Annotated in this window: 7 protein-coding genes and 2 pseudogenes; 7 read left to right on the top strand and 2 right to left on the bottom strand. The window is 38.6% G+C overall.

Annotated features, from left to right (window positions below; genetic code table 11):
• The first annotated feature begins 147 nt into the window (after positions 1-147).
• Positions 148-1,098 carry a D-2-hydroxyacid dehydrogenase gene (locus tag VB740_RS34740; RefSeq protein WP_323204358.1) on the top strand — a complete coding sequence of 317 codons (951 nt, stop codon included), beginning with the start codon at positions 148-150 and terminating at the stop codon, positions 1,096-1,098.
• Between the two features lie 324 nt (positions 1,099-1,422).
• Here the strand turns inward: VB740_RS34740 and VB740_RS34735 are convergent, their stop codons facing one another.
• The gene (locus VB740_RS34735) at positions 1,423-3,015 is read right to left on the bottom strand and encodes a mechanosensitive ion channel family protein (RefSeq protein WP_323204357.1); all 1,593 of its coding nucleotides are present in this window, start codon (positions 3,013-3,015) and stop codon (positions 1,423-1,425) included.
• Positions 3,016-3,099: 84 nt separating this feature from the next.
• Positions 3,100-3,267: a hypothetical protein gene (locus tag VB740_RS34730; RefSeq protein ID WP_323204356.1), complete on the bottom strand. Its 168-nt coding sequence runs from the start codon at positions 3,265-3,267 to the stop codon at positions 3,100-3,102.
• A 311-nt stretch (positions 3,268-3,578) separates the two neighbouring features.
• Between VB740_RS34730 and VB740_RS34725 the strand changes: the two genes are divergently transcribed.
• From VB740_RS34725 to VB740_RS34700, 6 genes and pseudogenes are all read left to right on the top strand, one after another.
• Complete coding sequence (locus tag VB740_RS34725) at positions 3,579-3,734, top strand: hypothetical protein (RefSeq protein ID WP_323204355.1); 156 nt, start codon at positions 3,579-3,581, stop codon at positions 3,732-3,734.
• A gap of 208 nt (positions 3,735-3,942) precedes the next feature.
• Positions 3,943-4,242 (top strand): annotated as a pseudogene (locus VB740_RS34720) (KGG domain-containing protein); the annotation flags it as partial.
• A gap of 548 nt (positions 4,243-4,790) precedes the next feature.
• Positions 4,791-5,814: pseudogene (locus VB740_RS34715) on the top strand (IS4 family transposase).
• 226 nt (positions 5,815-6,040) lie between these two features.
• Positions 6,041-6,316, top strand: coding sequence for a hypothetical protein (locus VB740_RS34710; RefSeq protein WP_323204353.1), 276 nt, complete (start codon positions 6,041-6,043; stop codon positions 6,314-6,316).
• Between the two features lie 6 nt (positions 6,317-6,322).
• A complete protein-coding gene (locus VB740_RS34705; RefSeq protein WP_323204352.1) occupies positions 6,323-6,787 on the top strand; it encodes an HNH endonuclease in 465 nt (154 codons plus the stop codon).
• Positions 6,788-7,364: 577 nt separating this feature from the next.
• The gene (locus VB740_RS34700; RefSeq protein WP_323204351.1) at positions 7,365-7,553 is read left to right on the top strand and encodes a hypothetical protein; all 189 of its coding nucleotides are present in this window, start codon (positions 7,365-7,367) and stop codon (positions 7,551-7,553) included.
• Positions 7,554-7,642 lie beyond the last annotated feature (89 nt).

Below are 7,642 nucleotides of genomic sequence, written 5' to 3'. Positions count from 1 at the left end.
TATCAAACCCTTTCTACATAAGCTTTACGTCAAGTGTTTCTTGAAAGAGGGGTAATAGCTGAATAAAGCCTCTACCTTCATACTTTATTTTATCTTTTGTAATATCCAATCCCTTTGAAAATTCAAAATGAAATGGAACCATAATAAATGGTAAAACTAATTTTACCTGATCATCTAATTGCTGATATTCAGCCACACCTACCATCTGATATAGATGTTGTGCAGGTGGATAGTGAAGGTAATTTTGATGGTGATGCCAGTGATGCAGAAGTTTATGTCAACGGATTTTATCTGAAAACTTCTACCCTTGATAAAGTGCTGACAGCAGCACCCAGACTGCGTTGGCAACAGTCGCCGAGTGCTGGCGTGAATCACATCCTCATACCAACTTTTTTACAAAAGGATATTATCCTCACGAATGTCGCAGGGGTTCATGCGATTCCAATTTCGGAATTTGTCTTGGCATTCATGCTTTATCACGCCAAGAATCTGCGGAAATTGCAAACTTTGCAGGATGAACATACTTGGGTAAGAGGAATATGTCTCGAAGAGTTGGCAGACGCAACTTTGTTAATTCTTGGCACCGGGAATATTGGTCAGGCAATCGCATCTCGCGCTAAAGCCTTTGGAGTTCAAGTTTGGGGTAGTCGCCGCCATCCTGAACCGCTACCGAATTTTGACAAGGTTGTGGGTGCCGATGAGTGGCGATTGCTCCTCCCAGCAGCCGACTATGTAGTAATTGCCACACCGTTAACTCCAGAAACTAAAGGCTTGATCGATGAAGCTGCATTGCGCTCCATGCGTCAGTCTGCTTACTTAATTAATATCGCTCGTGGTGCGATCGTCGATGAAGTTGCATTGCTCACTGCACTACGTGAAGGATGGATTGCAGGTGCTGGATTAGATACAGTGGCTACAGAACCTTTGCCACCAGAAAGTCCCTTGTGGTCGTTATCGAACGCCTTTATCACTCCCCATTGTTCAGCCATGTCACCACGGCTGAAAAAGCGCATAGCACAACTTTTTATTGACAATCTCAAACGTTACCAAACTGGTCAGCCTTTGAGGAATGTCGTAGACAAGCAAGCAGGATACTAAGCAATTCAAAATAGAAAATCGGAAAACCCTTTTTCCCCCAGCAAGAACTACGTTCTTAATGATAAGACTTTAACCGGACACGATATTAAATTCTCCTCGATTTAATTTTTGAACGTATCACGGCAGTCCCTAACTCAATAGTTTGAGCGAGGTAATTATCAAATTTACCTTTTATTTTGACTTGGATTGATTGGATCTATAGGACTCATATTTAATTGCGTGAAAAAATTCAGTGTAACTCAAAGAGGCTTTTTGCCTATTGCCTATTGCCTATTGCCTTCTTACGTAAATAATTTCAGAAATCAATTCGGATCACTATATACCTTATTTATTGTTTGACAATCGTTCAAACATTTGTATTAAAGCTAACTGCATTTCTGGCGGAAATTCCAACGTGCCAGAACGCATATGTAAATCTAACTGAGGGAAAGGGATTTCAATTTCTCTTTGCTGTAATGCTTCGTAGATATTGTAGTATAAATCACTTTTGAGCAAGAATTGTTTATTAGGTTCCGCAGTCCATACTAATAACTCAAAATTTAAACTGTTGTTACCAAACTCTTTAAACAATACTAGAGGAGAAGGAGCCTGCAATACATTGGGATGCTTAGAGGCTGCGTCTAATAGAGCAGCTTGCACCGCTTTGGGATCTGAGCTATAAGCAACGCCAATAGGGAGATGAAGGCGAGAAATCGGGTTGCGATGGCTCCAGTTGATTACTTCTTTTTCTAAAAAACGAGAGTTAGGTACAATGATTGAAACATGGTCAAGAGTACGAATCTCGGTACTTCTTGCACCTATTCGCTCGACAATGCCTGTATATTCCCCGACTTCCACAAAATCTCCAACCTGAATCGGACGCTCAAATACTAGTACTAAACCACTGCCAAAATTCTTAGCAATATCCTGTAAGCCAAAGCCAATTCCAACACTTAAAGCACTTGCTAAGATTGTCAAAGAGCTAATATCAAGCCCCCAGATTTGTAGCAATACCAGTGTGCCAATAAAAATTAGACCATATTTGAAAAGTATTACAATCGCTTCTTGAGCGCCACGATTGATTCCAGTAAAATGTAGAATGCGAGAACGTAAAAAATTGGTTACAGTTCCAGCAAAAATAACTAAGCCGAACAACAAACCAATCAAAATTATTAATTCAGTAAGAGAGTAAGGATTCTTGCCTAATGTCAGAATAGGCGATGTGAAACTGGTAATCAGGATATTTGAAATTTGGTAGCTCCATTGACGAGTAAAAGGAAACAGATTAGTGATATAAAGAATCGCACTCATCCAAAGGGCGATACGCGTACTCGCCAACACTAATTTGAAAAATATTTCCAATACTCTAAGTGGTTCTGAATTAGGTATTGTATTGCTAGTAGTTAAGCGTTGTGATACTACTCGGAAAAAGTGATGCTTAATCCATCCCAATAGCCAACTGAACCCAATAGTCATGAGTAAAATTGCTGCTGCTACAAAAGTTGTTTGTTGCAGATAGGTTCTAGTTCGCTCTAAGTGAGCTTGCTGTAACGCTTCTTCTATTTGCTGTGACCAAATCTTTGACTGCTCATCAACTGTGCTACCTGGAACAGTATCTTGTTCTGTAACCGTTAACAGATAGCGGTCATTTAGCAAAATAGTAGGTAGCTGGTTGCGTTTTTCAATTTTAACTTGGATAGATTCATAAGTTTGAATTGCATTTTTCAATTGTGAATTGATTAAACTTGCCCTTTCTTGAGCGTTATACTGACCAGAATCACTAATCTTAAAAAGCTGTTGCCCATCCAAAATAACTGGAGCTTTCGTTAATGTTTGAGCAACGGTAGGAGTTAACCAGATAAACAAAATAAAAGTTACTATCGCAATGAGAATATTGAAATATTTTGATGGCAATTGCAATCGGCGATAATAAAGCATTAGAATTCTAATAAGATAATTTTAGCCAAGCTAATTAATATTAACTAGATTTTGTCACAATCAATTTTTTACCATAAAATAAAACTAATAGAAAGAATTTAATTTAGAGTTACATAACTGTGCCACAAACAAGCGATCGCTTGTCTGCGACATATCACCCAAACTCCAGATTCCGGTTCCTTGACGATGCCTGTGGCGGGCTACGCTTACGCCCTTCCCCGGTAGCAGAATCTGTGACAAGCTGCCATTCATTGTTAGCGAGTCTTGTCTGCGACACACTCTTGCGTTCGAGCGTCAGGGCTAATTAAGAGACATCGCTTCATGTCAAAAGAGTGAAGAGTGACTTTCCCTCAGCGGAGATTTGAGAGAAATACTCATACATCCTCCGAGGAAAGTCAGTCAGCTGAAATATTTGTAATAATTCCCAGTAATTGCTGTTACATAATTTTATTCATGAAATTTTAATGCCCTAACTGAATATGACAATTTGATTAAAGGAGAGTTTTTTATGTCAGTTCAAGACTTGGAAGAATTTTTTCACACACAATTTAGTCAAATACGGTGTGAACTACAAGTTGGCTGCAAAAGCAGCTAGGATATTGGCTTCTGGCAAACCTGATGAGCTATTAACAGCAGAAGAAAAGCATTTGGCTACAGAGGTTTGTCAGCAGTGGTCAAAACAGCGTCAACGTATAGAGCGACTCAATTCTCTTTTATAGAAGCGAATAGGGATATTTAGTAAAAATTGTGACTTTAGTTATATACCTTAAGGAGAAATTAGCCTTGAATATTTATCTCTAAAGAAGAATGAATTTAGTAGATTTGCAGAGCTAACTTAAAGCAAGAATACAACTCAGATGAAAAGCTTCTTGGGGTTTCACTACCTCAAAAGCTACAAGGCTTTAGTTAGTTACAAGGAGTTTTATTATGTCAGATACTAGCAACCGTGGCTTTGCTTCTATGGATGAAGACAAGCAACGTGAAATAGCAAGCAAAGGCGGACAAGCTGCCCATGAAAAAGGCACTGCTCATGAGTTCACTTCTGAAGAAGCTCGTGAAGCTGGGCAAAAGGGCGGAAAAGTTGCCCATGAAAAAGGCACTGCTCATGAGTTTACTTCTGAAGAGGCTCGTGAAGCTGGGCAAAAAGGCGGTGAAGCTGTAAGCCAAGATAGAGAACACATGTCCGAGATTGGCCGTGAAGGTGGCAAGAGTTCTCACAGTGGTGGTTGAGCTTTTGCTCAATGCTGTAAAGCTCTTTGAGCATGGTTGCGCTTACCGCTTTCTCTAAAAGAGGCGATCGCAATTTAGATTTAGATAATGATGCCACTTAATTTAAGTGGACAAAACAGGTAAAAAACAGTTTTTTGACAGTATTTGAAATTAAGCGTTGTACGATCGGACGGTGCTGATTGTACAACGCTGTTTAGTTTATTTTAGTACCTTGTACATTAACTAATTATTCGTCAATTTAACAAAATCTTGTCACAGGATTATAAAAATCAATACGCTTGGGTTAGCGCCAAAAACCTTAAATTGTGTAGCTTTGGGAGCTACTGCGTTGGCGGGTTTACCGAATTCTGCAAACGTTAATAGATAATATTTATCAAGCTAAAAGTTTTCGCAGTCAGGATTGGCGTGGTTCGCAGCTATCAGTTATTGTGACTTAAAGCATAAATTGGTTCTTGGCAGAAGTGTTGAATGTTAAGAGAAATCCGATAAAAATAGCCCAAAATATGGTATTTTTGGGCGAAGGCTTAAAATATATTAGTTTGATTGTGATTATAAATTCATTTCCCAAAATTGTCAAAGATATCCTGAAAAGCCTGCCAAAAAAAGATTATCCAGTATTAAATAGTCGTCTATTCTTTGAGTGCTGGCTATCCTATGCCCTGGATAACAGTTTAACAAGTATGCGAGATTTATTTCAAAGATTAAATAACACAGGATTTGAAGTAGATATTTCTACATTTTCTAAGGCAAGTTCTCACCGTAGTCAAAAACCCTTTCAAGAAATTTATCAAAAATTGAATGAGTTAGTACAGAAGAAAACTCACAAAAAATTACACGGTAAATACGCCATTTGCCCAATTGATTCTACAATTATCACTCTCACCAGTAAGTTATTATGGGTGCTAGGTCATCATCAAGTTAAACTTTTTAGTTCTCTAAATCTAGCTACTGGAAGTCCAGAAGAGAACTTTATCAACTTTGGGCATGACCATGATTATAAATTTGGTTCACAAATGATGTCTAGTCTACCAACTAATGCTGTTGGAGTAATGGATAGAGGCTTCGCAGGATTAAAGTTTATCCAAGAATTGGTACAAGAAAGCAAATACTTTGTTTTGCGGATTAAAAACAATTGGAAATTAGAATTTGAGAACAGGACTGGATTAATCAAAGTTGGTGCATCTGATCATGCTCTTTTCTTTTAGAGTGATTAATTTCTGTGATTTAGAAACGAAAACTGAATTTCGCTTAGTAACTAATTTACCAGAGTCAGGAGATGCAGCAGTCACTGATAATGAAATTAGGGACATTTATCGATTACGTTGGGGAGTTGAACTGTTATGGAAGTTTTTAAAGATGCACTTAAAGCTTGACAAGTTGATTACCAAAAACGTCAATGGTATCACCATACAAATTTATGTTAGCTTGATAGCTTATCTGATTTTACAGATTATATTGATTCCTCCACAATGGGGACATACACTATTAGATAAATTCCGCTATTTACAATCTTGTATGTGTCAGAAAATCAGTTATGTTCATTGGTTTGAGGAGATGATGTTTTGTTGACTAATTTAGGCTTTTGAGAGTTAGTGTAACTAACAATGTAAAGTTTTGTATCAGTATTCAACACTTCTGGTGTTCTCTATATCACCAGTTTACTTAGATATTAAGGTAATTTGTTACGCCAAAAATGTTTTTAGTTATACAATTTGGTCACAACACTCAATTAAGAAAGCGATCGCACCTTTGGGCTACAATTAAACTACTCATCGATTAACTTTCTGGCACTGCAATGAGCATTTCTCAACTACCGAAACTCTATCGCCTGCCAACAAAACTACCCATTGATGGCGCAGTTCGGATTGATTTAGAGGAAGGTATTCCAGTTTTTAGAGCATCTAGCAGTGTTCAAAGTCGCGTTGAAGAACTATTGGCAAAACAGCAAGACACTTCACTCAGTGCAGAAGAAGAACAAGAACTTGATTGCTACGAAGAAATTGATGATTACTTAAGCTTTGTCAATCGCACAATTCGTAATTTGTCCCTTGCTCCAACTCAGCCAGCATGATAAATTGTGTCCTCTCGTAGCAAAATTCCTGAATCGATTCAAAAGCAAGTACGTCAACGCGCTAATTACCTATGTGAGTATTGCCATGCCTCTGAACAATGGCAATATGTACAGTTCACCGTAGACCATATTATGCCGTTGTCATTGGGGGGAACAGATAATTTGGAAAATTTGGCGTTGGCTTGCTTTCACTGCAATCGCAGGAAGACAAATCGGCTGACAGCAACTGACCCTCTATCTGGAGAAGAAGTTTCATTATTTAACCCCCGACAGTATAACTGGAGTGAGCATTTTATTTGGTCTGCCGATGGGCTTTTAATTATGGGTTTGACAGATGTGGGACGAGCAACAGTCACCGCATTAACCTTGAACCGGGAACGGATTATCAATATTCGTGAGGCTGATAAAGAAATCGGCCGGCATCCACCAATGGATGATCCGATGCAAACAAAATTTGCTCAAGCCGAATAGGGGATAGTGCAATCTCAATATTTCTGCTTTTATAATAGGCGATCGCTCCATAGACGCGCTGGGTGATAGCAGATAGTGTGACTTTAGCCATAACTTTGCCGTCAACAAAACTACAACCCTCATTCTTGCGTCAGCTAATTTTGGATGAAATTGGCAGTTTGGAACCATAACTTTGCCGCTAGTCCAAATTGGAAGGATAAGCTTGCCGTAAGTCCAATCAAGCATAGAAAGCAGAAAAGTGTATAAGTATAAAAAAGTTGTACACTTTTCTCAAAATTCGTCATATTGATAAATAAAAAAGTTGTACAATTCCTCAAACTTTAGCCTTGTAAAGGTTTGGAACTATTTACTATAAGACTCAATGGCGATCGCATTCCGCGCAAACTTAAGCTGTTGATTCAGCTTTGTATTTAGAATGCGTAGGCGTAGCCCGTCGTAGACATCGCTCTCCAGACAAAGCCTAAATGAATTGACAAGCTAAGGCACAGACGGCAATTCTCAATCGAAAATGGTATTACTTCGACAAAATCATGCTTGGGTTGGGCTGCGCCTACGCGTATTTTAATCAGTGCATTGTTTGAGTTTTAGAAGCGATCGCACTTTCGGGGCGATCACAGTACCAGTAACTGATTTCCTTAACCTTATTAAATTCACACTGGAGAATAGAAGACTTCATCCTCCCCAATCTTGGGAACAGCAAGTACTGATTAACCTTTATAAAGCTAAACATAAGTTAGAAGAGGTGATGGATTTGCTCGGTGAATAGATAACTCAAAAGCTTAGTTAATAGCAAGGACTCTAGATAAGCTAATCGGCATTTAAATTGCAACATAGTCACTATTGCCTTTGTTTTTT

Origin of the sequence: Nostoc sp. UHCC 0251 (assembly GCF_034932245.1) — a bacterium.
GTDB lineage: Bacteria > Cyanobacteriota > Cyanobacteriia > Cyanobacteriales > Nostocaceae > Nostoc.
Note: the sequence above shows the minus strand (reverse complement) of the source record. Positions and strands in the feature narration are given on the sequence as shown.